Origin of the sequence: Pseudoprimorskyibacter insulae (assembly GCF_900302505.1) — a bacterium.
Lineage (GTDB): Bacteria > Pseudomonadota > Alphaproteobacteria > Rhodobacterales > Rhodobacteraceae > Pseudoprimorskyibacter > Pseudoprimorskyibacter insulae.
Window position 1 is genome coordinate 303,615 of record NZ_OMOJ01000001.1, and the last position, 26,192, is coordinate 329,806.

Here is a 26,192-nt window from a genome sequence, read left to right on the forward strand (position 1 = left end):
GCGCTGTTTGCCGGCCCTGCAATGCCAAGGATATCCCAACCGGAGGCGTCGCTGTTGATGCCTTGAGCGGAGCCGCAGGCGATGACGTCTGGCACAGCGGCTGATGTTTTAACATCCTCGAAGACGGGGCGGCGCAGGACAGCCTTATGATCCAAGGCGGCGGCACCACCTTCGATCTGCTGGCCTAAGGCGGGCCCAGCCACGCCATTAACGCGCAAAATACGGCACCGGCCCTTGCAACAGGGGCGGGTGCCAAGTATATCGCCCGCTGTCGCGAGAAGTGAGAAAGCATCAGGCATGGCCAAGACCAATCCCGTTCAGTTCGTCCAGCAGGTACGCGCCGAAGTCTCGAAGATTAGCTGGCCGACCCGCCGCGAAGTGCTTTTGACCACTGTGATGGTGTTCATCATGGCCGCGATTACAGCGCTGTTCTTCGCGCTGGTCGATATTCTGATCCGCACCGGGTTGCAGGGTCTGTTGGGGATGTTCGGCTAAGTCCGGGCTACCCTCTTGAATTTATGTCTTGTGCCTAGTAGGTCACACGACACTTCCGGCAAAGGCGTGCGCTGATTCGAGTCGCACGCCGATTTTTATTGTCGGAGCCGGGTTCGCCCGGTGAACAGGATGACGCGGCCCCAGCGCCGCATTGGCACAAGGGTTGTGAGTCAGATGGCGAAACGGTGGTACTCGGTCAGCGTCCTCTCGAACTTCGAGAAGAAGATTGCCGAACAAATCCGGCAGTCTGTCGAAGAACAGGGGCTTCAGGACGATATCGTCGAAGTTTTGGTTCCGACCGAGGAAGTGATCGAAGTGCGCCGCGGCAAGAAGGTTTCGACCGAACGCCGCTTTATGCCCGGTTACGTTCTTGTCCGTATGGAAATGTCCGATCAGGGCTATCACCTGATCAATTCGATCAACCGCGTCACCGGCTTTCTGGGCCCGCAAGGCCGCCCGATGCCGATGCGCGATGCCGAAGTGAACCAGATCCTGAACCGCGTTCAGGAAGGCGAAGAACAGCCGCGCACCCTGATCCACTTTGAGATCGGCGAACGCGTCAAGGTCAACGACGGCCCGTTCGAAGGCTTCGACGGCATGATCGAAGAGGTCGACGACGACAACCAGCGCCTGAAGGTGTCGGTGTCGATCTTTGGCCGCGAAACGCCGGTTGAACTGGAATTCACGCAAGTCACCAAGCAGGGCGCATAAGCCGCCTCAATTTGGATATGGAAAACCCCGGAGCATTCCGGGTTTTTTTGTTTTTGGGGGTCAACGCTTGACCAGGGGGCCGATTACCTCAATCCGGTTGGTCCAGATGTAGCCGTCAAATCCGGCGGGCACCTGAGCAAGGGCCTTGGCGCTGTCGATCCCTGATGAAAAGCCAGATCCGTCATAGGGGCCGAGCAGGATGACATCCGTGCCATGGGCCTTGAGGCGTTTGGTCAGGCGATGCGGCCAGCCCCATAGGAACGGCGCATAGTCCTGCGGGATCGCGATCAGCGTGTTGCGGCAGGCGGTCGGCACATGCCCGCTCCAACCCCAAAGGGCATAGCGTTTCAGGCAATCCATCAAGCTGGATTTGTCATAGCCGCGCATGTCGGGCAGGGCACTTAGGGCGGCGCGGGTTGGCGGTGCACCGCCATAAACGGCCCAGACCTGATCTGTCTGCCCCCATTCGATAAGGCGCTCAGCCAAGACCTCGCCTTCGTCTGTCCGGCGGCTTTTGAAGTTGACCAGCAGCGGGCCGGGCTGGGCGCCCAGCACCTCTTTTAGACTGGGCATAAGGCCAACGCCTTGGCCGCGCAGGGGATGGGTCGCGCCGCCGTCATCGGTGATGCCATAGCCCAAGTCCAACGTTTTCAGCGTCTCAAACGGGGTGTCTTCGGTCACGCCGGTCCCATCCGTCTGGCAGTCTAGCGTCCAGTCGTGGAAGACGGCGAAGGTGCCGTCGGGCGTCAGGTGCACGTCCAGCTCCACGACATCCGCGCCAAGGGCGAAGGCCTGCGTGATCGAGGGCAGGGTGTTCTCGATATAGCGATGCGTGATCGGTGCGCTTTTCGCGGCGCGGCAGGTGTCATTGTCGCGCGCGTCCCCGGCATAGGTTTGATGAACCCCGCGATGGGCCAAAAGGCGGATCTGGGCCTCCTTGGGCGCTTTGACCAGGAGGGCGCTATTGTTGGCCCAGAGCGCCGTCGCCACTATGCCGCCCCCAATTGCGATACGCTTCCAAATGCCCACGGGCACCGCTCCAAATGACTGTCTAAAATCGCGGCCAGTCTACGTCGCCTCCGCTTTGTGGCGCAACATGCTGGGGGGATTGGGGTGAGGGATAAATCCGGCCAAAAGGGGTTTGCCAAAAAGAAGGCATCGGTGTAAGAGCCGGGCTTCGGCGGCGCATTTGCGTGCGTAGCTGATTCATCGTGGGAGGTGCGCCCAACGCGTTGGGCAAACCAGACCACGTCAACCTCAGCCGGAGGGGCGCGCCCCGAAGGTGTTGAAAAGGAGAAGGCCAATGGCCAAGAAACTCGTCGGCAGCATGAAGCTGCAGGTGCCCGCCGGTAAGGCAAACCCGTCCCCGCCCGTAGGCCCGGCACTGGGTCAGCGCGGCATCAACATCATGGAATTCTGCAAGGCGTTCAACGCCAAGACGCAGGACATGGAGCCCGGTGCACCGTGCCCGACCGTGATCACCTACTATCAGGACAAGTCCTTCACCATGGAAATCAAGACGCCGCCCGCGTCTTATTACCTGAAGAAGGCTGCCAAGCTGAAGTCGGGCGCCAACAACCCCGGTCGTGAGACCGTTGGTACGGTGACTGTGGCTCAGGTGAAAGAAATCGCCGAAGCCAAGATGAAAGATCTGAACGCGAACGACATCGAAGCCGCGATGCAGATCATCCTGGGCTCTGCCCGCTCCATGGGCATTGAGGTGAAGTAAGATGGCTAAAGTCGGAAAACGCACCGCTGCTGCACGTGAAGCCTTTGCTGGCAAAGAAGATATCGCTCTGGCCGAAGCCGTTGCACTGGTGAAAGCCAACGCAACCGCCAAGTTCGACGAAACCGTCGAAATCGCCATGGTTCTGGGTGTTGACCCGCGTCACGCTGACCAGATGGTCCGCGGCGTTGTCGGCCTGCCGAACGGCACCGGCAAAACCGTTCGCGTTGCTGTGTTCGCACGTGGCCCCAAGGCCGAAGAAGCGCAAGCCGCTGGTGCAGATATCGTTGGCGCAGAAGACCTGATGGAATCCATTCAGGGCGGCACCATTGATTTCGATCGCTGCATTGCGACCCCGGACATGATGCCGATCGTTGGCCGTCTGGGTAAAATCCTTGGCCCGCGCAACCTGATGCCGAACCCGAAGGTTGGCACCGTGACCATGGACGTCAAGCAGGCTGTCGAAGACGCCAAGGGCGGCCAGGTACAGTTCAAGGTCGAAAAGGCCGGTGTTGTACACGCAGGCGTTGGCAAGGCATCGTTCGACGAAGCCAAGCTGCTTGAGAACGTTCGCGCGTTCATCGACGCCGTGGCCAAGGCCAAGCCGGCTGGCGCCAAAGGCACCTACATGAAGAAAATCTCGCTCAGCTCGACGATGGGCCCGGGCGTTTCGGTTGACGTGGCTTCCGCCGGTTCCAACTAAGGTTTTCAAGGGCGCCTCTCGGGGCGCCCTTATTCGTTTTGAATGGGCGTTTGCATGCTGACGGTTGCCGCCATTCTAAAAGAGGACATCGCCACAACGCTTCGATTTGCGGCGTGGTATCTGGAACAGGGTGCGGACCGCATTCAGCTGTTCCTGGATGATCCCGAAGATCCGTCGATCCCTATTCTTCAATCCCATCCAAAGATCGACATCGTGCCTTGCACCGATGCGTTTTGGGCCTCGCTTCGTTTGACGCGCGATGTGCGATTTACCAAGCGCCAGAACACGGCCCTGACTTGGGCCTACCGGCGGGCCGCGCCAGGTGGGTGGCTGTTCAATGTCGATGCCGATGAGTTGGTGTATTTTGAGCGTGGAACGCTGGCCGATCTGGCCGCGCAAGCCGGGCCGGATGTACCGTCCGTGCGTATTCTTCCGGCCGAGGTCGTGCAGGCCCCCGGTGACGCGCTGCATTTCCGCCTGCCGATGAAACGCTGGCAGCGGCTCAAGGTCTACGGCGAAGGTGGCAACGTCTTGGTGCGCCGCAGCGGCTTGGTCGGGCACAACGTCGGCAAATCGCTGATCCGCACGGGCCTTGGCCCGCTGACCCTGCGCCAGCATTGGGCGCAGACCGATGATGGCCAGCAGATCGACGCGCAGGAACTGGGCCCGCGCGATGGGGCCTACCTGTTGCATATGTACGACCGGGGCTATGCGTCATGGCGGGCCAAGCTGGATTGGCGTCTGGCCTCAAGCGGGTTCCGCCCGCCGGTGGTGGACAAGATTGCCGCGCTGCGTGCGGGACCAGACCCCGAGGCGGGCATTCGCGCGCTATACGAGTCCGCCCATGTGTTCGGGCCGGACCGGCTGGAGCAATTGGCGCAGGCGCGGGCGCATTATTCCGTGGCGTTGGACCTCGACGCCCCAATCGCGCGGCATTTCCCGAGCGCCTGACCATCATATTGCCCCGCTTGCGCCGCCAGTTTCGCCGAAATTCTGCCGCAAGCCCGTGCGATATCATGGTTAATGAGCACACTCGTAAACCCATACTCTGACCTGTTGGACGCCCGGCCCGTGCCAGGTGTTGCGCGTGTGCGTGACGCGCTGATCCTGACAGGACGGGGCGTGTCGGTGCCTTGTGTGCGTGAACCTTCGGGCGCGCCGGTGATCGAAGGGTTGCTGCATCGCCGCGGCGCATTTCTTGAGCCGGGGCCAGAGCCGGAACGGCCACGCGGCAAGGTCGAACGCCTGCAAGGGCGCTGGTTGTTCGGTGGCGACTATTGGAGCCATTTTGGTCATTTCCTGTTCGAAAGCCTTGCGCGGCTTTGGGCGCTGGAATTCCTGAATGAACCGCTGGATGGGATCGTCTTTGTTCAGCCCACTGGGCGAAAGGTGCGCGAAGGCGTGACGGACCGCTTTGACGAAATGCTGCTAAAGCGCATGGGGATTGATTTGCCCATTCGCGTGGTCGAGGCCAGCACCGAGGTCGAAGAGCTGCTGATCCCGCAACAGGGCTGCGGCATGGGGGTTTTGGCATCGGGCACACCGGTGTTTCGCGATTTCATCCGTCGCCGGTTGACGCAGGGCCTCGCGCCTGGTCCGCACAAAAAGCTGTATCTGTCGCGTGCGGCTTATGGGCTGCGGCGGGGCGGGGTGTTCGCTGAATTCTATATCGAACGGTTGCTGAAGGCCGAAGGCTATCACATCTACTGCCCGGAACAGGACACAATCGAACAGCAGATCGCGGCCTATATGGGGGCAAGCCATGTCATCGGCCCCGATGGCAGCGCCCTGCATATGGTCGGCTTTGTCGGTCAGCCCGATCAGGATGTGGCCATTTTGCTGCGCCGCAAAGCCGGACATATCAACATCTTCCCGCAATTGGCCGGTTTCATGGGGCGCCCGCCCTTGGTGGTGAACCGCATGAATGGCTATCTGATGCATGAAGGGCGCAAGAACCTGATCTGGTCGAGCTTTGCCGATCTGGATTTCCCCGCCGTGGGTCAGGATCTGGCGGACAATGGGTTCATCGAAAATCCCGATGCTTGGCGGCCCATGTCCGACAATCGCCGCGGCAAGGTGATTGGCCGCTATGAGGCGCGGGTCAAAGCGCCCCTGAACTTCGTTCCCATCGAGGAAAGCGCCTTCTAACCGGCGATGCGCCGAAAAAGGGTTGGAACTTTCTGACAAAACCAGTAATGCACCCCTCGTGGGGCAGATCACGATTCGTGTTTGGCCCCCGTTTCGTCCGAGACGGTGGGTTGGCTTCGGCTGTTAAATCCTGCCCGAGACGGGAAATGACAAAGTTTCTTCGGAATGCCGCCTCGGCTTCCCTAGGGCGATTTTGCGCAGGACCCGTAAGGACCCGTTGTCGGGGTTCTACCCCGGCAGAACTGAGCCGGAGGGTCATCCCTCCAATAATTGGAGTGAAACTGTGGATAGAGCCCAGAAAGAAAAAGTGGTCGAGGAACTCGGCCAAATCTTCGAAAGCTCTGGCGTCGTTGTGGTTGCCCACTACGAAGGCCTCACGGTTGCCGAGATGCAGAACCTGCGCGCCAAAGCCCGTGAGGCCGGTGGTAGCGTTCGTGTCGCCAAGAACAGGCTCGCCAAAATCGCTCTGGAAGGCAAGCCCTGCGCAAGCATCGCTGACTACCTTTCGGGCATGACCGTGATCACCTACTCCGAAGACCCCGTGGCAGCTGCCAAGGTGGTTGAGGACTTCGCCAAAGAGAACAAAAAGTTCGAAATCCTTGGCGGTGCAATGGGTGACCAGGCCCTTGACCGGGCTGGTGTTGAAGCTGTGTCGAAGATGCCGTCGCGCGAGGAGCTTATTGCTTCGATCGTGGGCTGCATTGGCGCACCTGCTGCAAACATCGCCGGCGCGATTGGCGCACCTGCTTCGAATATCGCAAGCATTCTTTCGACGATCGAAGAGAAAGCTGCGTAAGGCAACTTATGAGATCTGCGTAGGGATTTACCCCCTGACGTTGGAACACATCAAAATACGGAAAGAGTCAAAAAATGGCTGATCTGAAGAAACTCGCAGAAGAAATCGTTGGTCTGACCCTGCTCGAAGCACAAGAGCTGAAGACCATCCTGAAAGACGAATACGGCATCGAGCCCGCAGCTGGCGGCGCCGTCATGATGGCTGGCCCGGCAGGCGACGCCGGTGGCGCAGCTGAGGAAGAAAAGACGGAATTCGACGTCATCCTCAAGTCGGCAGGCGACAAGAAGATCAACGTGATCAAAGAAGTTCGCGGCATCACCGGTCTGGGCCTGAAAGAAGCCAAAGATCTGGTCGAAGCTGGCGGCAAAGCTGTCAAAGAAGGCGTCTCGAAAGAGGAAGCCGAGGACATCAAAGCGAAGCTGGAAGCAGCTGGCGCCGAGATCGAACTCAAGTAATCATCCTGTGCCGCGCATCTGCGCAGCACATCGGATTACAGTGGCAAGCGCTCCGTTCCGGGGCGCTTGTTGCGTTTAGGGGTTCCGCTCATGGCATGGCAGCTTGACCTTTTCACGGTTTTTTGACATTCTGGCCGCCTGAGAAAATCATCGCAAAGCCCGATTTGGGTCTTGCGCTCGTGACGTTCACCGAATATTCGGAAATCTCCTGCGGGTTCGACCGATTCGAACCCGTTCTGGTGTTTTGAATGGCAGGGGGTCGCACACTTTAGCATCTGATACATCCCGTTTTACTGCCAAACATCGGAATATCCCCGACAATTTGGTCAGTGCCCCCGGCTTGGCAAGCTCCTTCGCGGAGGAGCTTTCCAAGGCAGGGATTTCCGGATCGAGTGGTGTGCGGTGGGACGCGCGCCGAGAATGGAGCCGGATCCAATTGCCGTCACTGAAGAGGCGCGCCGTGGCCCGACGGCGCGTGTCTCGACGAGATATCGAAAGGTGACATCTGTCATGGCGCAAAGCTTCCTCGGACAAAAACGACTTCGCCGTTATTACGGTAAAATTCGCGAAGTGCTCGAGATGCCGAACCTCATTGAGGTTCAGAAATCTTCCTATGAACTGTTCCTGAAGTCGGGCGATCAGCCGCAGCCGACCGCTGGCGAAGGGATCATGGGCGTCTTCCAGTCCGTTTTCCCGATCAAAGACTTCAACGAAACCAGCATTCTGGAATTCGTCAACTACGAGCTGGAAAAGCCGAAATACGACGTCGAAGAATGTATGCAGCGCGACATGACCTACAGCGCGCCGTTGAAGGTGACGCTGCGCTTGATCGTGTTTGATATCGACGAAGACACTGGCGCGAAGTCGGTTAAGGATATCAAGGAACAAGACGTGTTCATGGGCGATATGCCCCTGATGACGCCGAACGGCACGTTCATCGTGAACGGCACCGAGCGTGTGATCGTTTCCCAGATGCACCGTTCGCCGGGCGTGTTCTTTGACCACGACAAAGGCAAGACGCACAGCTCGGGCAAGCTGCTGTTTGCCTGCCGTATCATTCCGTACCGTGGCTCGTGGCTGGACTTCGAATTTGACGCCAAGGACATCGTCTTTGCGCGTATCGACCGTCGCCGCAAGCTGCCGGTCACCACGCTGCTTTATGCGCTGGGTCTGGATCAGGAAAGCATCATGGATGCTTACTATGATACCGTCACCTACACGCTGGATCGCAACCGCGGCTGGCGCACCAAGTTCTTCCCGGAACGCGTGCGCGGCACCCGTCCGACCTTTGATCTGGTTGATGCCGACAGCGGTGAAATCGTTGCCGAAGCTGGCAAGAAGGTTACGCCCCGCGCGGTCAAGAAGATCATCGACGAAGGTGCGATCACCCACCTGCTGGTTCCGTTCAGCAATATCGTTGGCAAATTCGTCGCCAAGGACATCATCAACGAAGACACCGGCGCGATCTATGTCGAAGCTGGTGATGAGCTGACTTGGGTTGTCGATAAAGACGGCGAAGTGACCGGTGGGTCGCTGAAAGAGCTGGTAGACGCCGGCATCACCGAAATCCCGGTTCTGGACATCGACAACATCAACGTGGGCGCCTACATGCGCAACACGATGGCGACCGATAAGAACATGAACCGCGACACCGCGCTCATGGACATCTACCGCGTCATGCGTCCGGGTGAGCCGCCGACCGTTGAGGCCGCATCGGCCCTGTTCGACACGCTGTTCTTCGATTCCGAACGTTATGATCTGTCGGCTGTTGGCCGCGTGAAAATGAACATGCGTCTGGATCTGGGCAAGCCCGACACCCAGCGCACGCTGGACCGCGAAGACATCGTTGCCTGCATCAAGGCGCTGGTGGAACTGCGTGACGGTAAGGGCGACATCGACGACATCGACCACCTCGGCAACCGCCGTGTGCGCTCGGTTGGCGAACTGATGGAAAACCAGTACCGCGTTGGCCTGCTGCGTATGGAACGCGCGATCAAGGAACGTATGTCCTCGGTCGAGATCGACACGGTTATGCCGCAGGATCTGATCAACGCGAAACCGGCGGCTGCGGCTGTCCGTGAATTCTTTGGCTCGTCGCAGCTGTCGCAGTTCATGGACCAAACCAACCCGTTGTCGGAAGTCACGCACAAGCGCCGTCTGTCGGCCCTTGGACCGGGCGGTCTGACCCGCGAACGCGCAGGCTTCGAAGTCCGCGACGTTCACCCGACCCACTATGGCCGGATGTGCCCGATTGAAACGCCGGAAGGTCCGAACATTGGTCTGATCAACTCGCTGGCGACCTTTGCCCGCGTGAACAAGTATGGCTTCATCGAAACCCCGTACCGTGTCGTTAAGGACGGTCAGGTCACCGACGAAGTGCACTACATGTCCGCGACCGAGGAAATGCGCCACACCGTTGCGCAGGCGAACGCCAACCTCGACGAAAATGGCCGTTTCATCAACGATCTGGTTTCGACCCGTCAGTCGGGCGACTACACCCTTGCGCCGAACGAAAGCGTTGATCTGATCGACGTTTCGCCCAAGCAGCTGGTGTCGGTTGCGGCCTCGCTGATCCCGTTCCTTGAAAACGACGACGCCAACCGCGCTCTGATGGGCTCGAACATGCAACGTCAGGCCGTTCCGACCCTGCGCTCTGAAGCGCCGCTGGTTGGCACCGGCATCGAGGAAATCGTCGCACGCGACTCCGGCGCGGCCATCATGGCGCACCGTGGCGGCGTGATCGACCAGGTGGACGCGATGCGTATCGTGGTCCGCGTGACCGATCCGCTTGAACCGGGTGATCCGGGCGTTGACATCTACCGGATGCGCAAGTTCCAGCGTTCGAACCAGAACACCTGTATCAACCAGCGTCCGCTGGTGAAGGTGGGCGACATCGTGGGCAAAGGCGAAGTGATCGCCGACGGCCCGTCGACCGACATGGGTGAACTGGCGCTTGGTAAAAACGTGATCGTCGCGTTTATGCCCTGGAACGGCTACAACTACGAAGACTCGATCCTGATTTCGGAACGTATCGCCAAGGATGACGTGTTCACCTCGGTCCACATCGAAGAATTCGAAGTGGCCGCACGTGACACCAAACTTGGGCCGGAAGAAATCACCCGCGATATCCCGAACGTCGGCGAAGAAGCGCTTCGCAACCTCGACGAAGCGGGCATCGTCTACATCGGTGCCGACGTAGAGCCGGGCGACATTCTGGTTGGTAAGATCACTCCGAAGGGCGAAAGCCCGATGACGCCGGAAGAAAAGCTTCTGCGCGCCATCTTCGGTGAAAAGGCATCGGACGTGCGCGACACCTCGCTGCGTGTGAAGCCGGGTGATTACGGTACTGTCGTTGAGGTCCGCGTCTTCAACCGCCACGGTGTGGAAAAAGACGAACGTGCCCTGCAGATCGAACGCGAAGAGGTCGAAAGCCTTGCGCGTGACCGTGACGACGAATTGGCGATCCTTGACCGGAACATCTATGCGCGTCTGCGTACGATGATCGAAGGCAAGGTGGCGGTGAAAGGCCCCAAAGGCGTTCGCTCCAACTCGGAAATCACCGACGAACTGCTCGGTAGCCTGAGCCGTGGCCAGTGGTGGCAGCTTGCCCTTGAGGGCGAAGAAGACGCCAAGCACGTCGAAGCGCTGCACGAACAGTACGAAGCGCAGAAGCGTGCCCTGGATGCCCGCTTTGAGGACAAGGTCGAAAAAGTCCGTCGCGGCGACGATCTGCCGCCGGGTGTGATGAAGATGGTTAAGGTCTTCATCGCCGTGAAGCGTAAGCTTCAGCCGGGCGATAAGATGGCCGGTCGTCACGGGAACAAGGGTGTTATCTCACGCGTTGTTCCTGCCGAAGACATGCCGTTCCTCGAAGATGGTACGCCGGTTGACTTCTGTCTGAACCCGCTAGGTGTTCCGTCGCGTATGAACGTCGGTCAGATCCTTGAAACCCACATGGGCTGGGCCGCACGCGGTCTGGGCATCAAAGTGGACGAAGCGTTGCAGGACTATCGCCGCACTGGCGACCTGACCCCGGTTCGTGACGCGATGAAGCTGGCCTATGGTGACGACGTCTATGACGAAGGTCTTGCCGGTATGGACGAAGGTCAGCTGGTCGAAGCCGCTGGCAACGTCACGCGCGGTGTTCCGATCGCAACGCCGGTCTTCGACGGTGCCAAGGAACTGGATGTCAACGATGCGCTGAAGCGCGCTGGCTTCAACGAGTCCGGTCAGTCGATCCTGTTCGACGGCCGCACCGGTGAACAGTTCGCGCGTAAGGTCACCGTGGGCGTCAAGTACCTGCTGAAGCTGCACCACCTTGTGGACGACAAGATTCACGCCCGTTCGACTGGCCCGTACTCGCTTGTTACTCAGCAGCCGCTGGGTGGTAAGGCACAGTTCGGTGGTCAGCGCTTCGGGGAAATGGAAGTTTGGGCCTTGGAAGCTTACGGCGCCGCTTACACCTTGCAGGAAATGCTGACGGTGAAGTCGGACGACGTGGCAGGCCGGACCAAGGTCTATGAATCCATCGTCAAAGGCGAAGACAACTTCGAGGCTGGCGTCCCGGAATCCTTCAACGTTCTCGTGAAGGAAGTCCGCGGCCTTGGCCTGAACATGGAACTGCTGGATGCGGAGGAAGACGAGTAATCGTCTTTCATCGGGGGCGGGCAGCGCTTGCCCCCGGCCACGCCAACTCGGAAGGTTTGATGACCAATAGCCCGAACATTGCCTTGCTGACGGCCACTGTGACGCCGCCTGCCTGGGTTCCGAAGCTGATGCGTTCGGATCCGGCAGTGCGTCTTGGTGACTATTTGCAGGCGTTTCCGGTCTATCTGGATCATCTGGCCAATGGCACGTTTGATGCGCTGGTTCTGGTTGAAAACAGCGGCCACGATCTGAGCCAATTCGCCACTATGGCGAAGGACGCCGGATTGCAGGACCATGTCGACCTGATCAGCTATGACGGCATGTCCACCGCGCCGAAGTCTGACCGGTTCTATGCTGAATGCAGCTTGCTGAAAGAGGCTCTGGTCCGGGCATCCCGTTTGACGGAAACGCCCGACGCCACCATCTGGAAGCTGACCGGGCGCTATGTCTTCGACAACCTGACCGAGGTGTTGCACGCGTTGCCCAAGGGCTATGACCTGTATCTGCATGATATGCGGCCGGGTCAGATTTCGGTGGTCTTCGGACTGGCCGGATTCCGTGCAGGCATCATGGCCGACGTTCTGGACCGGTTCCAGGCGCCCGCCTATGCCCGTGACTGCAACGAAAGCTATGTTCTGGCCCTGCTGGACCGTGGTGTGATGAACGATCTGCGCGTGGTGACCCGGTTTCCGGTCTCGCCCAAGACCCGGTCGATCGCCGCGATCAGCAATCAGCCTTATGGCGAGGCTAAAGCCCGTATCAAGGACCAGTTGCGCGTGCTGAAGCGCAATCTGAACCCGTTCTACGATTCACATGATCTGGTCTACGTGCCAGATATCGGCCGCATGATGCGGCGCAAGCTGGCAAAGGCGAAACGCTTTGAATTTGTCGAACCCTGACAATCTGACCCCAGCCCCGATCACCCAATTTCCCGCCCCCGCCCGCAAGAGGGACCCAAGATGAACCAGGAACTGACCAACAACCCGTTCAACCCGCTGACCCCGCCGAAGGCGTTCGACGAGATCAAGGTCTCGCTGGCCTCGCCCGAGCGGATCCTGTCGTGGTCCTTCGGTGAGATCAAAAAGCCGGAAACCATCAACTACCGGACGTTCAAGCCGGAACGCGATGGCCTTTTCTGTGCCCGTATCTTTGGCCCGATCAAAGATTACGAATGCCTCTGCGGCAAATACAAGCGCATGAAGTATCGCGGCGTTGTCTGCGAAAAATGCGGTGTCGAAGTCACGCTGCAAAAAGTGCGCCGCGAACGCATGGGCCACATCGAACTGGCCGCGCCCTGCGCCCATATCTGGTTCCTCAAGTCGCTGCCGTCGCGCATCGGCCTGATGCTGGACATGACGCTGCGCGATCTGGAGCGTGTGCTGTACTTTGAAAACTACGTTGTGATCGAGCCGGGTCTGACGGACCTGCAATACGGCCAGATGCTCAACGAAGAAGAGTTCATGGACGCCCAGGACCAGTACGGCATGGACGCCTTCACCGCCAATATCGGCGCTGAAGCGATCCGTGAAATGCTGGCCAACATCGATCTGGAAGCCGAAGCCGACCGCCTGCGCGAAGAGCTGAAGGAAGCCACGGGCGAATTGAAGCCCAAGAAGATCATCAAGCGCCTGAAGGTCGTTGAATCCTTCCTGGAATCGGGCAACCGCCCCGAGTGGATGGTTCTGACCGTGATCCCCGTGATCCCGCCAGAACTGCGCCCGCTGGTTCCGCTGGATGGTGGCCGCTTTGCGACCTCTGACCTGAACGACCTGTACCGCCGCGTCATCAACCGGAACAACCGTCTGAAGCGCCTGATTGAACTGCGCGCGCCTGACATCATCGTCCGTAACGAAAAGCGGATGCTGCAGGAATCGGTTGACGCATTGTTCGACAACGGCCGCCGTGGCCGCGTCATCACTGGCGCCAACAAGCGCCCGCTGAAGTCGCTGTCGGACATGCTGAAAGGTAAGCAGGGCCGTTTCCGTCAGAACCTTTTGGGCAAGCGCGTCGACTTCTCGGGTCGTTCGGTCATTGTGACCGGCCCCGAACTGAAGCTGCACCAGTGCGGTCTGCCGAAGAAGATGGCGCTCGAATTGTTCAAGCCGTTCATCTATTCGCGCCTTGAAGCCAAAGGTCTGTCTTCGACCGTGAAGCAGGCCAAGAAGCTGGTCGAAAAAGAACGTCCCGAAGTGTGGGATATCCTCGATGAGGTGATCCGCGAACACCCCGTCATGCTGAACCGTGCGCCGACGCTGCACCGTCTTGGCATTCAGGCGTTCGAACCCAAGCTGATCGAAGGCAAAGCCATCCAGCTGCACCCGCTGGTCTGTTCGGCGTTCAACGCTGACTTCGATGGCGACCAGATGGCCGTTCACGTTCCGTTGTCGCTGGAAGCGCAGTTGGAAGCCCGTGTTCTGATGATGTCGACGAACAACGTTCTGTCGCCCGCAAACGGCGCACCGATCATCGTTCCGTCGCAGGATATGATTCTGGGTCTCTACTACGTGACCATCATGCGCGAAGGCATGAAGGGCGAAGGCATGGTCTTCTCGTCGATCGAGGAAGTCGAGCACGCCCTGAACGCTGGCGAAGTGCACTTGCATACCAAGATCACGGCCCGCGTGCCGCAGATCGACGAAGACGGCATGGAAGTCATCAAGCGCTATGAAACCACGCCTGGCCGCGTGCGTCTGGGCGCGTTGCTGCCGCAGAACGCCAAGGCTCCGTTTGACCTGGTCAACACGCTGCTGCGTAAGAAAGACGTGCAGCGCGTCATCGACACCGTCTACCGTTACTGCGGTCAGAAAGAGTCGGTCATCTTCTGTGACCAGATCATGTCGATGGGCTTCAAAGAAGCGTTCAAGGCGGGCATTTCGTTCGGTAAGGACGACATGGTTGTGCCCGACAACAAGTGGACCATCGTCGATGACACCCGCGAGCAGGTGAAAGACTTTGAACAGCAGTACATGGACGGCCTGATCACTCAGGGCGAAAAGTACAACAAAGTTGTCGACGCCTGGTCGAAGTGTAACGACAAAGTCACCGAAGCCATGATGAGCACGATCTCGGCTGCCAAGCATGACGAAGCGGGCGCGGAAATGGAACCGAACTCGGTTTACATGATGGCCCACTCCGGTGCGCGTGGCTCGGTTACGCAGATGAAGCAGCTGGGCGGGATGCGCGGCCTGATGGCAAAGCCGAACGGCGACATCATCGAAACGCCGATCATCTCGAACTTTAAAGAAGGCCTGACGGTTCTTGAGTACTTCAACTCGACCCACGGCGCACGTAAGGGTCTGTCGGATACGGCACTTAAGACGGCGAACTCGGGTTACCTGACCCGTCGTCTGGTGGACGTGGCGCAGGACTGCATCGTTCGTCTGAAGGATTGCGGCACCGACAATGCGATCACCGCCGAAGCGGCTGTGAACGACGGTGAAGTCGTTGCATCGCTGGGCGAACGCATTCTGGGCCGTGTTGCTGCCGAAGACATCAAGCGTCCGGGCACTGATGAGATCATCATCAAGCTGGACACGCTGATCGACGAACGTATGGCCGACGCGGTCGAAGAAGCCGGTGTTGCCACCGCGCGTATTCGCTCGCCGCTGACCTGTGAGGCCGAAGAGGGCGTCTGCGCCATGTGCTATGGTCGTGACCTTGCACGCGGTACGATGGTCAACACTGGCGAAGCTGTCGGCATCATCGCCGCGCAGTCGATTGGTGAACCGGGCACGCAGCTGACGATGCGGACGTTCCACATCGGCGGCGTTGCACAGGGTGGCCAGCAGTCGTTCCAAGAAGCCAACCAGGAAGGCATCATTTCGTTCGAAGGTGAAAACACCATCGAGAACGTCAACGGTGAAACACTGGTTCTGGGCCGGAACATGAAGCTGCTGATCCAGGATGAGCAGGGCGAAGAACGTGCCAGCTTCAAGCTGGGCTACGGCTCCAAGCTGTTCGTCAAGGCCGGTGACAAGATCGAGCGCGGCGGCAAACTGTTCGAATGGGATCCCTATACCCTGCCGATCATCGCCGAAAAGGACGGTGTGGTGAAACACGTCGACCTGGTGAACGGTGTTGCCGTGCGCGAAGTGACCGACGATGCGACGGGCATGACCCAGAAGATCGTGACCGACTGGCGTGCTGCGCCCAAAGGCAACGAGCTGAAGCCGGAAATCATTCTGGTCGATGGCAATGGTGAACCGGTCCGCAACGCGGCTGGCAACCCTGTCACCTACCCGATGTCGGTAGATGCAATTCTGTCGTGCGAAGATGGTCAGGACATCAAGGCCGGTGACGTTGTCGCTCGTATCCCGCGCGAAGGCGCGAAGACGAAAGACATTACCGGTGGTCTGCCGCGTGTGGCCGAACTGTTCGAAGCACGTCGTCCGAAAGACCACGCAATCATCGCGGAAATCGATGGTTACGTGCGCTTTGGTCGCGACTACAAGAACAAGCGCCGCATCACGATCGAGCCGTCGGACGAAACGATGGAGCCCGTGGAATACATGGTGCCCAAGGGCAAGCACATCCCGGTGGTCGAAGGCGACTATGTCCAGAAGGGCGATTACATCATGGACGGCAACCCTGCGCCGCATGACATCCTCGCCATCATGGGCATCGAAGCGCTGGCAAACTACATGATCGACGAAGTGCAGGACGTGTACCGACTGCAAGGCGTGAAGATCAACGACAAGCACGTCGAAGTGATCGTGCGCCAGATGCTGCAAAAGTGGGAAATCCTTGATAGCGGCGACACCACGCTGCTGAAGGGTGAACATGTCGACAAGGCCGAATTCGACGCCGCCAACGAAAAGGCGATTTCGAAGAATGGCCGTCCGGCACAGGGCCAGCCGATCCTTCTGGGGATCACCAAAGCCTCGCTCCAGACGCGTTCGTTCATCTCGGCGGCATCGTTCCAGGAAACCACCCGCGTTCTGACCGAAGCATCGGTTCAGGGCAAAAGGGACAAGCTGGTTGGCCTGAAAGAGAACGTCATCGTGGGCCGTCTGATCCCTGCCGGGACCGGTGGTGCAACCCAGCGCGTTCGCCGCATCGCCGCAGATCGCGACAATATCGTGATCGAGGCACGCCGCGACGAAGCCCAGGCCGCTGTTGCCTTGGCGGCGCCAGAAATGTCGGACGACGTGATCGGTGGCGATGAATTCGACACGCTGATCGTGGATACGCCCGAAAGCCGCGATTGATCGCAGCTGAGTGATTGAACAGGCCCCGGTGCAGCGATGCGCCGGGGCCTTTCGCTTGGGGCAGGGGGCGTCTCAGCGGCCCCTGTGGCGGCGCTCGGGCGGTTTTGCAGATGGTCTAGGCTACGGCTGAATCGCCCCTCAGCGTGCCGCGCAGTGGCGTTCGTGCGCGCCCGGAAATTTCGGCGAAAAAAGTGGCATCTGCCTGTCGCATTTGCCATTGCAACTCGCTGAAATTTGGTCTGAAAGGCGGCACCGGAGATGAGATCCGCCTGTCTGGCCAGCAACGGACAGGAACAGTTGACAAGCCCTCCGACTCCCCCTATACGCCCGCTATCTCGGCGAGCGGGGGGAAACCCCTTAGCCTGACACCAGTTCTGAAGCGGTCACGATCCGGGCCTAGCCCCGATCCTCTGGACACCCACCGCGTCGCTCCGGAAAGAGGGGCGAATGCGGTTTTTTGCGTCGTTTAATCGCGGCGGCTTTGACTGGACCAGAGGGCGTCTCGTGGACGCACGGGCGCCGAAAATTTTAACCGCATGGAGACCGTGCACCACAGATGTGAGCTTACACGGGGATTAAACCGGAATGCCAACGATCCAACAGCTGATCCGCAAGCCGCGGCAGCCCAAAGTCAAGCGCTCGAAGTCGATGCACCTCGAGCAGTGCCCCCAGAAGCGTGGCGTATGTACACGCGTCTACACCACGACCCCGAAGAAGCCGAACTCGGCTATGCGGAAAGTCGCCAAGGTGCGTCTGACCAACGGCTTCGAGGTTATCAGCTATATTCCGGGCGAGAGCCACAACCTCCAGGAGCACTCGGTTGTGCTTATCCGTGGCGGTCGTGTAAAAGACCTTCCCGGCGTTCGTTACCACATCCTGCGCGGTGTTCTTGACACCCAGGGCGTTAAAGACCGTAAGCAACGTCGCTCGAAGTACGGCGCGAAGCGTCCGAAGTAAGAGGATCTATAAATGTCTCGTCGTCACGCCGCTGAAAAACGCGAAGTCCTGCCCGACGCCAAGTATGGCGATCGCGTCCTGACCAAATTCATGAACAACCTGATGATCGACGGTAAGAAGTCGGTCGCAGAGCGTATCGTGTACAATGCGCTTGAGCGCATCGAAACCAAAATCAAGCGCGCCCCCGTGGAAGTGTTCCACGAAGCGCTGGATAACATCAAACCGTCGGTCGAAGTTCGTTCGCGCCGCGTTGGTGGTGCAACCTACCAGGTTCCCGTCGAAGTGCGCCCGGAACGTCGTGAGGCACTGGCCATTCGTTGGCTGATCACCGCATCGCGCGGCCGCAACGAAAACACCATGGAAGAGCGCCTGGCAGGTGAACTGCTGGATGCTGTGAACTCGCGCGGCACTGCCGTGAAAAAGCGCGAAGACACCCACAAGATGGCCGACGCCAACAAAGCGTTCAGCCACTACCGCTGGTAACTCCACTCCTCCACCCAAGGGCTGCACATTATGGCACGCGAATATCCTCTCAACCGGTACCGCAACTTCGGTATCATGGCACACATCGACGCAGGGAAAACCACCTGCTCGGAGCGTATCCTGTATTACACCGGCAAGTCGCACAACATCGGTGAGGTGCACGATGGTGCAGCCACCATGGACTGGATGGAGCAGGAGCAGGAACGCGGGATCACCATCACCTCGGCGGCAACGACCACTTTCTGGCAGCGCCAGGAAGAGCCGACCGCAGATGGTACTTCCGACACCAAATACCGCATGAACATCATCGACACCCCCGGCCACGTGGACTTCACGATTGAAGTCGAACGTTCCCTGGCGGTTCTCGATGGTGCCGTTTGCGTTCTGGACGCAAACGCAGGTGTTGAACCCCAGACCGAAACCGTGTGGCGTCAGGCTGACCGCTACAAGGTTCCGCGGATCGTGTTCGTTAACAAAATGGACAAGATCGGCGCTGACTTCTTCAACTGCGTTCGCATGATCGAAGACCGCACCGGCGCACGCGCTGTTCCGGTTGCGCTGCCGATCGGTGCCGAGTCGGAGCTGGAAGGTCAGGTTGACCTGATCACCATGGAAGAGTGGGTCTGGAAAGGCGAAGATCTGGGCGCGTCCTGGGTCAAGCAGCCGATCCGTGACGAGCTGAAAGACGTCGCCGACGAATGGCGCGCCAAGATGGTTGAAGCCGCTGTCGAAGAAGACGACGACGCGATGGAAGCCTATCTGGAAGGCGAAGAGCCCGATGTTGACACCCTGCGCAAACTGCTGCGCAAGGGCACCCTGGCGCTGCACTTCGTGCCGGTTCTCGGCGGTTCGGCGTTCAAGAACAAAGGCGTTCAGCCGCTGCTCAACGCTGTGATCGACTTCCTGCCCAGCCCGCTGGACGTTGTTGATTACATGGGCTTTAAGCCGGGCGACGAAGAAGAAACCCGTGACATCGCGCGTCGCGCAGACGACAACATGGCCTTTGCTGGCCTGGCGTTCAAAATCATGAACGACCCGTTTGTTGGCTCGCTGACCTTCACCCGCATCTATTCGGGCGTGATGAAGAAGGGCGACCAGCTTCTGAACTCGACCAAAGGCAAGCGTGAACGCGTTGGCCGTATGATGATGATGCACTCGAACAACCGCGAGGAAATCGAGGAAGCATTCGCAGGCGACATCATCGCGCTGGCGGGTCTGAAAGACACCACCACCGGTGACACGCTGTGCGATCCGAAAGATCCGGTCGTTCTGGAAACCATGACCTTCCCCGAGCCGGTGATCGAAATCGCCGTCGAGCCGAAGACAAAAGGCGACCAGGAAAAGATGTCGGCTGGCCTTGCCCGTCTGGCAGCAGAAGACCCGTCCTTCCGCGTCGAAACCGATCTGGAATCGGGTCAGACCATCATGAAGGGCATGGGCGAACTTCACCTGGACATCCTGGTGGACCGTCTGCGCCGCGAATTCAAAGTGGAAGCCAACATCGGTGCACCGCAGGTGGCTTACCGCGAAACCATTTCGCACGAGGTCGAGCACACCTACACCCACAAGAAACAGTCGGGTGGTTCGGGTCAGTTCGCGGAAGTCAAGATCATCATCACCCCGACCGAAGCCGGCGAAGGCTATTCGTTCGAAAGCCGCATCGTTGGTGGTGCCGTTCCGAAAGAATACATCCCGGGCGTCGAAAAGGGTATCAAGTCGGTCATGGACTCCGGTCCGCTGGCGGGCTTCCCGGTTATCGACTTCAAGGTTGCTCTGATCGACGGTAAGTTCCACGACGTTGACTCCAGCGTTCTGGCGTTCGAAATCGCTGCACGTATGGCGATGCGCGAAGGCATGAAGAAAGCTGGCGCGAAGTTGCTGGAACCGATCATGAAGGTCGAAGTGATCACGCCGGAAGACTACACCGGTTCGATCATCGGCGATCTGACCTCGCGTCGTGGCCAGGTGTCCGGTCAGGATCAGCGCGGCAACGCGATTGCCATCGCGGCCTTCGTTCCGCTGGCAAACATGTTCGGCTACATCAACAACCTGCGTTCGATGTCCTCGGGCCGCGCCCAGTTCTCGATGCAGTTTGACCACTACGATCCGGTTCCGCAGAACATCTCGGACGAGATCCAGGCAAAATACGCATAACCCGGGTGGCGGGGTGAACCCCGCCCTACCCACCACCGTAGGGTGGGGCGCAGCCCCACCATCCGCATACGAAAAAGGAGCCTACCTATGGGTAAGGAAAAGTTTGAGCGCGGTAAACCGCACTGCAACATCGGCACGATCGGCCACGTTGACCACGGCAAGACGACGCTGACGGCTGCGATCACCAAGTACTTTGGTGACTTCAAAGCGTACGATCAGATCGACGGCGCCCCGGAAGAGAAAGCACGCGGGATCACGATCTCGACGGCGCACGTTGAGTATGAAACCGAAGCACGTCACTACGCGCACGTCGACTGCCCCGGCCACGCTGACTATGTTAAGAACATGATCACCGGTGCTGCGCAGATGGACGGCGCGATCCTGGTTGTGAACGCAGCTGACGGCCCGATGCCGCAGACCCGCGAGCACATCCTGCTGGGCCGTCAGGTTGGCATCCCGGCGATGGTTGTCTTCATGAACAAAGTCGACCAGGTTGACGACGAAGAGCTTCTGGAGCTCGTCGAGATGGAAATCCGTGAGCTTCTGAGCGAATACGATTTCCCGGGCGACGACATTCCCGTGATCGCGGGTTCGGCTCTGCACGCCATGAACGGCACCGAGCCGCAGATCGGCGAAGAGAAGATCAAAGAACTGATGGCCGCTGTTGATGAGTACATCCCGCAGCCGGCACGTGCGATCGACCAGCCGTTCCTGATGCCGATCGAAGACGTGTTCTCGATCTCGGGCCGTGGTACGGTTGTGACCGGCCGTGTTGAGCGCGGTGTGATCAACGTTGGCGACACCATCGAAATCGTTGGTATCAAAGACACGCAGACCACCACCTGTACCGGTGTTGAAATGTTCCGCAAGCTGCTGGATCGCGGTGAAGCCGGCGACAACATCGGCGCCCTGCTGCGCGGCATCGACCGTGAGAAGGTTGAGCGCGGCCAGGTTCTGTGTAAGCCGGGTTCGGTGAACCCGCACACCAAGTTCGAAGCCGAAGCCTACATCCTGACCAAGGAAGAGGGTGGCCGTCACACGCCGTTCTTCGCGAACTACCGTCCGCAGTTCTACTTCCGGACCACCGACGTGACCGGCACGGTTATCCTGCCCGAAGGCACCGAGATGGTAATGCCGGGCGACAACCTGAAGTTCACCGTTGAGCTGATCGCCCCGATCGCGATGGAAGAACAGCTGCGCTTCGCTATCCGCGAAGGCGGCCGCACCGTTGGTTCGGGCGTCGTCTCCAAAGTCCTCGCTTAATTTCGATGGCTGTAGGGTGGGTTTTCAACCCACCTCGCGACAAGATCAGAAGGCCGCTCCGATTGGGGCGGCCTTTTTCGATCTTGCGGGGCGCTGTTCATCGGATTCCCCTCCGCTACATCGCATCGCCGTTGAGGCCCCAAGCTGTTGATTCTGCAGGGCCTTCCGGCGCAAATTGCCTACTGCGACCGGCATTGAATGACGGACGGACAGCCGCCAGATCTGCGCGACATATGGGATTGGGAGGTGATGGGGACTTAACCCTTGCCACACCCCCCAGCAGCCTGTATAGCCCCCGAGTTCCCATAAGGAACATAAGGGCGGGGTGATTCCCGCCCTTAAGGTTCGAAGAGGGTCGTCGATGAGCGAAGATCCTCCTCTCAACCTCAACGCCAATAATAGGCTGTTCAATGAACCAGAACATCCGTATCCGGCTCAAGGCGTTTGATTACCGCGTGCTGGACGCCAGCACTCAGGAAATCGTCAACACCGCAAAGCGTACCGGCGCCCAAGTTCGTGGCCCGATCCCGCTGCCGAACAAGATCGAAAAATTCACTGTTCTGCGTGGTCCCCACGTGAACAAGAAATCGCGCGATCAGTTTGAAATCCGGACGCACAAGCGTCTTCTCGATATCGTCGATCCGACCCCCCAGACCGTGGACGCGCTGATGAAGCTCGACCTGGCTGCCGGCGTCGACGTCGAGATCAAGGTTTAAGGAGGGCACCGCAAGATGCGCTCTGGAATCATCGCAAAGAAAGTCGGCATGACCCGGCTTTTCATGGAAGACGGAAAGCAGATTCCTGTGACCGTTCTCCAACTCGAAAACCTTCAGGTGGTCGCTCAGCGCACCCCCGAGAAGGACGGTTACACCGCTGTTCAGCTGGGCACCGGTTCGATCAAGACGAAGCGCGTGACGAAGGCCCTGCGTGGTCACTTCGCCGTCGCTCAGGTCGAGCCCAAGCGCAAGCTGGCTGAATTCCGTGTTGCCCCTGAAAACATGATCAACGTTGGTGAGGAAATCACCGCGAACCATTACTCTGATGGTCAGTTCGTTGACGTGTCGGGCACCTCGATTGGTAAAGGCTTTGCCGGTGCCATGAAGCGCCACAACTTTGGTGGTCTTCGTGCATCGCACGGTGTGTCGATTTCGCACCGTTCGCACGGCTCGACCGGTCAGTGTCAGGATCCGGGCAAGGTTTTCAAAGGCAAGAAAATGGCCGGCCATATGGGCGCTGCCAAAGTCACCACGCAGAACCTGCAAGTGGTGAAGACCGATGCCGACCGTGGCATCATCTTCATCAAAGGCGCCGTTCCGGGTGCCAAGGGTGGCTGGGTGACCGTTAAGGACGCCGTCAAAAAGCCGACCCCGGACAACCTGGTTCTGCCCGCAGCCCTGCGCTCGGCACAGGCTCCGGCCGCCGAAGCTGCCCCCGCTGAAGAAGGAGGCGAGGCATGAAACTTGACGTGATCAATCTGGACGGCACTGCCGCCGGTGAAGTCGAGCTGTCGGCAGAGATCTTTGATCTTGAGCCGCGCGCAGACATCCTGCACCGCGTTGTCCGCTGGCAGCGCAACAAGGCGCAGGCTGGCACGCACAAGGTCAAGACCCGCTCGGAAGTGAGCTACTCGACCAAGAAGATCTATCGCCAAAAGGGCACCGGTGGCGCACGTCACGGCTCCCGCAAGGCGCCGATCTTCCGCAAGGGTGGCATCTACAAGGGTCCGACCCCGCGTTCGCACGCACACGACCTGCCGAAAAAGGTTCGCGTCCTTGGTCTGAAGCTGGCTCTGTCGGCAAAAGCCAAGACCGGGAACCTGGTGATCATCGACACCGCAGCAACCGACGGCAAAACGTCGGCTCTGGCCAAGCAGGTTAAGAACCTGGGTTGGAAGCGCGCGCTGGTGATCGACGGTGCGGCCGTGAACGAAGGCTTCCTGAAAGCGGCTTCGAACATCGAGGGTCTCGATATTCTGCCGTCGATGGGCGCAAACGTTTATGACATCCTGAAGCGTGACACCCTGGTGCTCACCAAAGCAGGTGTCGAAGCACTGGAGGCTCGCCTGAAATGACCGCCAAAGCAGAAATGTACGACGTGATCCGCAAGCCGATCATCACCGAGAAAACCACCCTTGCATCGGAAAACGGTGCGGTTGTTTTCGAAGTGGCGATTGACGCGGCCAAGCCGCAGATCAAGGAAGCTGTTGAATCGCTGTTCAACGTCAAGGTGAAGGCCGTGAACACGACCATCACCAAAGGCAAGGTAAAGCGTTTCCGCGGCCAACTGGGCAAGCGCAAAGACGTCAAGAAAGCCTATGTGACCCTCGAAGAGGGCAACACGATCGACGTGACCACCGGTCTGTGATCGTGCGTGGTGGGTTGCAAACCCACCCTACGGCAAAGAAAGAACCCCTCGCCGAAAGGCGGGGGGTTTTTTTGTTTTTAAGATCCGCTGTCTGAGGGGTATGGTTTCGAAGTTGATCGCCGAAAAGGAGAGTCTCTGCATGGGAAATTTTATAAAATCGGTCTTGATGGTATTGGTTCTTACGTCGATTTTCTCAGGGAGAGTTTCTGCGGATGGAGCGTTCGGCTTCGAATTTGGCGATGAACTTCCGTTCAACGCGGAGCGAATGACCAACATTCATGGCGGCTATCAGGTATACGCGATAAATCCATATTTTGAATTTAAAGGTTACGCCGTTCGCTCTTCAAAGTTGACCGGCATCTGTCAAATATTCGGTTTTGGGCGAACTTACGAAAATGACGAATGGGGAATCCGTGTTAGGGAGGCCTACGAAGATTTGATCGTTGCCATGATTCCAAAGTACGGGATTCCTCAAAGGGATGAGTTTTTGCGTTCTGGCGCACTTTATGATGATCCTGAGGATTTTTCGCGTGCGATTGCCAAGAATCAAAGAGCACATCAGGCGAGTTGGACTTTCTCAAAGGCGGGCCCAGATGAGTTAGGGGAGATACTTGTTACTGTTCGTGCTGGCTGGGAAGACACAAGTCTTTACATTCATTATCGATCCGGCAATTTTGATGAGTGTATGAGATCATTGCGCGATGAGGCCAAAAGCGCATTATAGAATGCAACAATCCAGTCGATGACACGTTGTCGTCCACAACCATCTCTACACTTGACCGCCACCCCCATACACCCTAAGAGACCCCATCCGCCAAGGCCCCGGATTCGTCCGGGGCTTGTCTATTGTGCGGATTGCGAACTCTGGGACCTTCGGGGCCCTTTACCTACGGCCACCTTCGGGGGGCTAAACATATAGGGTCGGCAACGGCCCGCAAGCAAACGGAAGACAGAAAGCATGGCACTCAAGTCGTATAAGCCGACGACGCCGGGCCAGCGTGGGCTGGTGCTGATCGACCGTTCGGAGCTGTACAAAGGACGTCCCGTCAAAGCCCTCACCGAGGGTCTGACGAAGTCGGGCGGCCGTAACAACACCGGACGGATTACCTCTCGCCGCCGTGGTGGTGGCGCGAAGCGTCTCTACCGGATCGTCGATTTCAAGCGCGCCAAATTCGACGTGGCCGCAACCGTCGAGCGGATCGAATATGACCCGAACCGGACGGCCTTTATCGCGCTGATCAAGTACGAAGATGGCGAACAAGCATACATTCTGGCACCGCAGCGCCTTGGCGTTGGCGACCAGGTGATCGCATCGGCCAAGGCCGACGTGAAGCCGGGCAACGCAATGCCGTTCTCGGGCCTGCCGATCGGTACGATCGTGCACAACATCGAACTGAAGCCGGGCAAGGGCGGTCAGATCGCACGTGCCGCAGGCACCTACGCTCAGTTCGTTGGCCGTGACGGTGGCTACGCTCAGATCCGCCTGTCCTCGGGCGAACTGCGCATGGTGCGTCAGGAATGCATGTGCACCGTCGGTGCCGTGTCGAACCCCGACAACAGCAACCAGAACTTCGGTAAAGCCGGTCGTATGCGCCACAAGGGCATCCGTCCGAGCGTCCGTGGTGTGGTTATGAACCCGATCGACCACCCCCATGGTGGTGGTGAAGGCCGGACCTCGGGTGGTCGTCACCCGGTGACCCCATGGGGTAAGCCGACCAAGGGTAAGCGCACCCGCAACACCAACAAGGCGTCGCAGAAGCTGATCATCCGCTCGCGTCACGCCAAGAAGAAGGGTCGCTAATACATGTCGCGCTCTGTTTGGAAAGGCCCGTTCGTTGATGCCTACGTCCTGAAAAAGGCGGAAAAGGTACGCGACTCGGGTAAGAACGAAGTCATCAAAATCTGGTCGCGCCGCTCGACGATCCTGCCCCAGTTCGTGGGTCTGACGTTTGGCGTCTACAACGGCCAGAAGCACGTTCCCGTGCTGGTTACCGAAGACATGATCGGCCAGAAGTTCGGTGAATATTCGCCGACCCGGACCTATTACGGTCACGCGGCTGACAAAAAAGCGAAGCGGAAGTAA

The 26,192-nt window shown here is 58.9% G+C and carries 23 protein-coding genes; 22 read left to right on the plus strand and 1 reads right to left on the minus strand.

What is annotated here, in order from left to right:
- Nucleotides 1-297 precede the first annotated feature (297 nt).
- A complete protein-coding gene (gene secE, locus PRI8871_RS01600; protein WP_108884430.1) occupies nucleotides 298-495 on the plus strand; it encodes a preprotein translocase subunit SecE in 198 nt (65 codons plus the stop codon).
- A gap of 174 nt (nucleotides 496-669) precedes the next feature.
- A complete protein-coding gene (gene nusG / locus PRI8871_RS01605; protein ID WP_108884431.1) occupies nucleotides 670-1,206 on the plus strand; it encodes a transcription termination/antitermination protein NusG in 537 nt (178 codons plus the stop codon).
- A 60-nt stretch (nucleotides 1,207-1,266) separates the two neighbouring features.
- Here nusG and PRI8871_RS01610 read toward each other — a convergent pair whose 3' ends face one another.
- Nucleotides 1,267-2,235 carry a glycerophosphodiester phosphodiesterase family protein gene (locus tag PRI8871_RS01610; RefSeq protein WP_219928985.1) on the minus strand — a complete coding sequence of 323 codons (969 nt, stop codon included), beginning with the start codon at nucleotides 2,233-2,235 and terminating at the stop codon, nucleotides 1,267-1,269.
- Between the two features lie 274 nt (nucleotides 2,236-2,509).
- On the opposite strand from PRI8871_RS01610, the gene rplK reads away from it, so the two are divergent.
- From rplK to rpsS, 20 genes are all read left to right on the plus strand, one after another.
- Nucleotides 2,510-2,935, plus strand: coding sequence for a 50S ribosomal protein L11 (gene rplK / locus PRI8871_RS01615; RefSeq protein WP_108884432.1), 426 nt, complete (start codon nucleotides 2,510-2,512; stop codon nucleotides 2,933-2,935).
- Between the two features lies 1 nt (nucleotide 2,936).
- Nucleotides 2,937-3,635: a 50S ribosomal protein L1 gene (gene rplA / locus PRI8871_RS01620; protein ID WP_108884433.1), complete on the plus strand. Its 699-nt coding sequence runs from the start codon at nucleotides 2,937-2,939 to the stop codon at nucleotides 3,633-3,635.
- Nucleotides 3,636-3,689: 54 nt separating this feature from the next.
- A complete protein-coding gene (locus PRI8871_RS01625) occupies nucleotides 3,690-4,586 on the plus strand; it encodes a glycosyltransferase family 2 protein (RefSeq protein WP_181389341.1) in 897 nt (298 codons plus the stop codon).
- A gap of 72 nt (nucleotides 4,587-4,658) precedes the next feature.
- Nucleotides 4,659-5,783 carry a glycosyltransferase family 61 protein gene (locus PRI8871_RS01630; protein ID WP_108884435.1) on the plus strand — a complete coding sequence of 375 codons (1,125 nt, stop codon included), beginning with the start codon at nucleotides 4,659-4,661 and terminating at the stop codon, nucleotides 5,781-5,783.
- Nucleotides 5,784-6,066: 283 nt separating this feature from the next.
- Nucleotides 6,067-6,579: a 50S ribosomal protein L10 gene (gene rplJ, locus PRI8871_RS01635; protein ID WP_108884436.1), complete on the plus strand. Its 513-nt coding sequence runs from the start codon at nucleotides 6,067-6,069 to the stop codon at nucleotides 6,577-6,579.
- Between the two features lie 74 nt (nucleotides 6,580-6,653).
- Nucleotides 6,654-7,034, plus strand: a complete 381-nt coding sequence (gene rplL / locus PRI8871_RS01640) for a 50S ribosomal protein L7/L12 (protein ID WP_108884437.1) — start codon at nucleotides 6,654-6,656, stop codon at nucleotides 7,032-7,034.
- A 510-nt stretch (nucleotides 7,035-7,544) separates the two neighbouring features.
- Nucleotides 7,545-11,681 (plus strand): DNA-directed RNA polymerase subunit beta, encoded by a 4,137-nt coding sequence (rpoB, locus tag PRI8871_RS01645; RefSeq protein ID WP_108884438.1) that lies wholly within the window; start codon nucleotides 7,545-7,547, stop codon nucleotides 11,679-11,681.
- Nucleotides 11,682-11,740: 59 nt separating this feature from the next.
- Complete coding sequence (locus PRI8871_RS01650) at nucleotides 11,741-12,580, plus strand: hypothetical protein (RefSeq protein ID WP_108884439.1); 840 nt, start codon at nucleotides 11,741-11,743, stop codon at nucleotides 12,578-12,580.
- A gap of 60 nt (nucleotides 12,581-12,640) precedes the next feature.
- Nucleotides 12,641-16,888, plus strand: a complete 4,248-nt coding sequence (rpoC, locus tag PRI8871_RS01655; protein WP_108884440.1) for a DNA-directed RNA polymerase subunit beta' — start codon at nucleotides 12,641-12,643, stop codon at nucleotides 16,886-16,888.
- A 585-nt stretch (nucleotides 16,889-17,473) separates the two neighbouring features.
- Complete coding sequence (gene rpsL, locus PRI8871_RS01660; RefSeq protein ID WP_005621086.1) at nucleotides 17,474-17,845, plus strand: 30S ribosomal protein S12; 372 nt, start codon at nucleotides 17,474-17,476, stop codon at nucleotides 17,843-17,845.
- Between the two features lie 12 nt (nucleotides 17,846-17,857).
- A complete protein-coding gene (gene rpsG / locus PRI8871_RS01665; RefSeq protein ID WP_108884441.1) occupies nucleotides 17,858-18,328 on the plus strand; it encodes a 30S ribosomal protein S7 in 471 nt (156 codons plus the stop codon).
- Nucleotides 18,329-18,358: 30 nt separating this feature from the next.
- Nucleotides 18,359-20,482 carry an elongation factor G gene (gene fusA / locus PRI8871_RS01670; protein WP_108884442.1) on the plus strand — a complete coding sequence of 708 codons (2,124 nt, stop codon included), beginning with the start codon at nucleotides 18,359-18,361 and terminating at the stop codon, nucleotides 20,480-20,482.
- 87 nt (nucleotides 20,483-20,569) lie between these two features.
- Nucleotides 20,570-21,745, plus strand: coding sequence for an elongation factor Tu (gene tuf / locus PRI8871_RS01675; RefSeq protein ID WP_108884428.1), 1,176 nt, complete (start codon nucleotides 20,570-20,572; stop codon nucleotides 21,743-21,745).
- A 410-nt stretch (nucleotides 21,746-22,155) separates the two neighbouring features.
- Nucleotides 22,156-22,461: a 30S ribosomal protein S10 gene (rpsJ, locus tag PRI8871_RS01680; protein ID WP_017467315.1), complete on the plus strand. Its 306-nt coding sequence runs from the start codon at nucleotides 22,156-22,158 to the stop codon at nucleotides 22,459-22,461.
- Between the two features lie 15 nt (nucleotides 22,462-22,476).
- Entirely contained in the window at nucleotides 22,477-23,202 is a 726-nt protein-coding gene (rplC, locus tag PRI8871_RS01685; protein ID WP_108884443.1) for a 50S ribosomal protein L3, read from the plus strand.
- Complete coding sequence (rplD, locus tag PRI8871_RS01690) at nucleotides 23,199-23,816, plus strand: 50S ribosomal protein L4 (protein WP_108884444.1); 618 nt, start codon at nucleotides 23,199-23,201, stop codon at nucleotides 23,814-23,816. The genes rplC and rplD overlap by 4 nt, the downstream gene beginning before the upstream one ends.
- A complete protein-coding gene (locus PRI8871_RS01695; RefSeq protein ID WP_108884445.1) occupies nucleotides 23,813-24,109 on the plus strand; it encodes a 50S ribosomal protein L23 in 297 nt (98 codons plus the stop codon). The genes rplD and PRI8871_RS01695 overlap by 4 nt, the downstream gene beginning before the upstream one ends.
- Nucleotides 24,110-24,248: 139 nt before the next feature.
- Nucleotides 24,249-24,833 carry a hypothetical protein gene (locus tag PRI8871_RS01700; protein ID WP_108884446.1) on the plus strand — a complete coding sequence of 195 codons (585 nt, stop codon included), beginning with the start codon at nucleotides 24,249-24,251 and terminating at the stop codon, nucleotides 24,831-24,833.
- Between the two features lie 234 nt (nucleotides 24,834-25,067).
- Nucleotides 25,068-25,910 (plus strand): 50S ribosomal protein L2, encoded by an 843-nt coding sequence (gene rplB, locus PRI8871_RS01705; protein ID WP_108884447.1) that lies wholly within the window; start codon nucleotides 25,068-25,070, stop codon nucleotides 25,908-25,910.
- A gap of 3 nt (nucleotides 25,911-25,913) precedes the next feature.
- Nucleotides 25,914-26,192, plus strand: coding sequence for a 30S ribosomal protein S19 (rpsS, locus tag PRI8871_RS01710; protein WP_108884448.1), 279 nt, complete (start codon nucleotides 25,914-25,916; stop codon nucleotides 26,190-26,192).

What these genes read in the sequence shown, in the direction of transcription:
- rpsJ (WP_017467315.1), top strand. Translation starts at nt 22,156, where the DNA reads ATGAACCAGAACATCCGTATCCGGCTCAAGGCGTTTGATTACCGCGTG.
- rplC (WP_108884443.1), top strand. Translation starts at nt 22,477, where the DNA reads ATGCGCTCTGGAATCATCGCAAAGAAAGTCGGCATGACCCGGCTTTTC.
- rplK (WP_108884432.1), top strand. Translation starts at nt 2,510, where the DNA reads ATGGCCAAGAAACTCGTCGGCAGCATGAAGCTGCAGGTGCCCGCCGGT.
- rplL (WP_108884437.1), top strand. Translation starts at nt 6,654, where the DNA reads ATGGCTGATCTGAAGAAACTCGCAGAAGAAATCGTTGGTCTGACCCTG.
- tuf (WP_108884428.1), top strand. Translation starts at nt 20,570, where the DNA reads ATGGGTAAGGAAAAGTTTGAGCGCGGTAAACCGCACTGCAACATCGGC.
- rpsG (WP_108884441.1), top strand. Translation starts at nt 17,858, where the DNA reads ATGTCTCGTCGTCACGCCGCTGAAAAACGCGAAGTCCTGCCCGACGCC.
- rpoC (WP_108884440.1), top strand. Translation starts at nt 12,641, where the DNA reads ATGAACCAGGAACTGACCAACAACCCGTTCAACCCGCTGACCCCGCCG.
- rplD (WP_108884444.1), top strand. Translation starts at nt 23,199, where the DNA reads ATGAAACTTGACGTGATCAATCTGGACGGCACTGCCGCCGGTGAAGTC.
- secE (WP_108884430.1), top strand. Translation starts at nt 298, where the DNA reads ATGGCCAAGACCAATCCCGTTCAGTTCGTCCAGCAGGTACGCGCCGAA.
- PRI8871_RS01650 (WP_108884439.1), top strand. Translation starts at nt 11,741, where the DNA reads ATGACCAATAGCCCGAACATTGCCTTGCTGACGGCCACTGTGACGCCG.
- rpsL (WP_005621086.1), top strand. Translation starts at nt 17,474, where the DNA reads ATGCCAACGATCCAACAGCTGATCCGCAAGCCGCGGCAGCCCAAAGTC.
- rplA (WP_108884433.1), top strand. Translation starts at nt 2,937, where the DNA reads ATGGCTAAAGTCGGAAAACGCACCGCTGCTGCACGTGAAGCCTTTGCT.
- PRI8871_RS01625 (WP_181389341.1), top strand. Translation starts at nt 3,690, where the DNA reads ATGCTGACGGTTGCCGCCATTCTAAAAGAGGACATCGCCACAACGCTT.
- fusA (WP_108884442.1), top strand. Translation starts at nt 18,359, where the DNA reads ATGGCACGCGAATATCCTCTCAACCGGTACCGCAACTTCGGTATCATG.
- rpoB (WP_108884438.1), top strand. Translation starts at nt 7,545, where the DNA reads ATGGCGCAAAGCTTCCTCGGACAAAAACGACTTCGCCGTTATTACGGT.
- nusG (WP_108884431.1), top strand. Translation starts at nt 670, where the DNA reads ATGGCGAAACGGTGGTACTCGGTCAGCGTCCTCTCGAACTTCGAGAAG.
- rplB (WP_108884447.1), top strand. Translation starts at nt 25,068, where the DNA reads ATGGCACTCAAGTCGTATAAGCCGACGACGCCGGGCCAGCGTGGGCTG.
- PRI8871_RS01700 (WP_108884446.1), top strand. Translation starts at nt 24,249, where the DNA reads ATGGGAAATTTTATAAAATCGGTCTTGATGGTATTGGTTCTTACGTCG.
- rpsS (WP_108884448.1), top strand. Translation starts at nt 25,914, where the DNA reads ATGTCGCGCTCTGTTTGGAAAGGCCCGTTCGTTGATGCCTACGTCCTG.
- PRI8871_RS01695 (WP_108884445.1), top strand. Translation starts at nt 23,813, where the DNA reads ATGACCGCCAAAGCAGAAATGTACGACGTGATCCGCAAGCCGATCATC.
- PRI8871_RS01630 (WP_108884435.1), top strand. Translation starts at nt 4,659, where the DNA reads ATGAGCACACTCGTAAACCCATACTCTGACCTGTTGGACGCCCGGCCC.